1 protein-coding gene and 1 tRNA gene are annotated in these 1,485 nt (G+C 64.0%); one reads left to right on the top strand and one right to left on the bottom strand.

All coding sequences use genetic code 11. The annotated features are described in order from the left end of the window. Window positions 1–56: 56 nt before the first annotated feature. Window positions 57–129: transfer RNA gene (locus ENSA7_RS06945), tRNA-Gly, on the top strand. 25 nt (window positions 130–154) lie between these two features. Here ENSA7_RS06945 and ENSA7_RS06940 read toward each other — a convergent pair. Then, the gene (locus tag ENSA7_RS06940) at window positions 155–1,387 is read right to left on the bottom strand and encodes a tyrosine-type recombinase/integrase (protein WP_106088422.1); all 1,233 of its coding nucleotides are present in this window, start codon (window positions 1,385–1,387) and stop codon (window positions 155–157) included. Between the last annotated feature and the right edge of the window lie 98 nt (window positions 1,388–1,485).

Below are 1,485 nucleotides of genomic sequence, written 5' to 3'. Positions count from 1 at the left end.
GGGTGAGAATTGGCTTGCGGGCGGGGGTGGGTCGGTGGTAGTTCAGTCGGCCGCAAGCGGGAGTAACTCAGTTGGTAGAGTGTCAGCTTCCCAAGCTGAATGTCGCGGGTTCGAATCCCGTCTCCCGCTCTCGAATTTTGGCGCCTAGGCCTACCTAGCGCGCCGTTTTTGTTTTTGGCTCAAACCATGTGCTGTCTGTGTGCTGTTGGCGATCCGCGACGACGGCTCGCAGACCGCCGGGGCGGGGTGCGAGTCGCTGGATCATGTCGTCGCCGATGCCCTCGGCGAGATGGGCGTAGCGCATGGTCATGCTGATCGTCGCGTGACCCATCCACTCCTGGACGAGCTTAAGCGGGACCCCGCGCATGATCGCGTGCGAGGCAAAGGTATGCCTGAGCACGTGCGGGTGCACGTGACGCAGCCCGGCAAGCTTGGCGACCTTGGACACGAAGTGCCCCACGGATCGCAGCGAGCCGACCTCGCCGTGTTGGTCGGGAAACACCAGCGTCCCCTTGGCCATGCGGCGCTGTTTCTTCAGCGCCTCGATCGCGTCCCACGTCAGTGGGAGGTCGCGCTTGGACGACTCGGACTTTGGTGTGTCGAAGCCTCCTTCGCGCGTGTAGCCCCGTTGGACGCGTAGCCGGCCACGCTCGAGGTCGATGTCCTCGCGCCACCGCAGCGCGAGCATCTCTCCCACCCGCAAGCCTGCCCGGACCCCGATGACCAGGAGCGGGTGCCACTCGGGCAGCTGCTCTTTGGCCGTGGTCAGGAACAGCTCGGACTCCTCGAAGTCGAGGAAGTCGAAGGCTTGCTGCCGGACTGCAAGCTTTTCGATCTCGGGGACCTCGTTGATCAGCTTCCACTTGCCCGCAACCCGGAGCAATCGTCCGAGCACGCCGAGCTGGTTGTTGATCGACTTGGGGGTGAGACCGACGGTCGGCTGTCGCCGCGTGGACTTCACGCCACGACCCTGCTTCGGTGGTGCCAGCTTGCCGACCTTGTAGCGATCGATCATGCGAGCGTCGATCTTGTCGAGGGGCTGGTTTCCGAAAGCGGGGATCAGGTGGTGTTCGATGATCGAGCGCTTGGCCCTGAGCTCGGTCGGTTTGTTCAGCGTGGCCTGGTAGGCCAGGAACTCCTCGGCGAACTCCGCCAGGGTCGGTGTCTCTTGGGTTGGTTCTGGGTTGGTTTCCTCCTTCTCGGGTTGTTCTTGGAGCTGCTGCCTGAGCTCTCGCTCGAACCGCTCAGCCCCTCGCTTGGTCTGCACCGGTGAGACCCTCCTAATGATCTGGAGGGTTCCGTCGGGGCGTGTGTGCTCGATGTGGACCATCCACTTCTCGTGCTGGCGCTCGTGCTTGTCGCGCCACTTTCGCTTCCTCACGGTCATCTTCGCTGCCTTCAGTCGGAGATGACGAGGGTTGGGTGGGCGCACTGTAGCACGGATCCCGGCTCGAGGGTCGGGGGCTGGGCCGGGCAGGGGCGGGG

The sequence above is a fragment of the Enhygromyxa salina genome (assembly GCF_002994635.1).
Lineage (GTDB): Bacteria > Myxococcota_A > Polyangia > Nannocystales > Nannocystaceae > Plesiocystis > Plesiocystis salina_B.
This window is presented reverse-complemented; position numbering and strand designations above follow the sequence as displayed.

Excerpts from the sequence above, each read along its gene's own strand:
- ENSA7_RS06940 (WP_106088422.1), bottom strand. The coding sequence starts at position 1,387 with ATGACCGTGAGGAAGCGAAAGTGGCGCGACAAGCACGAGCGCCAGCAC.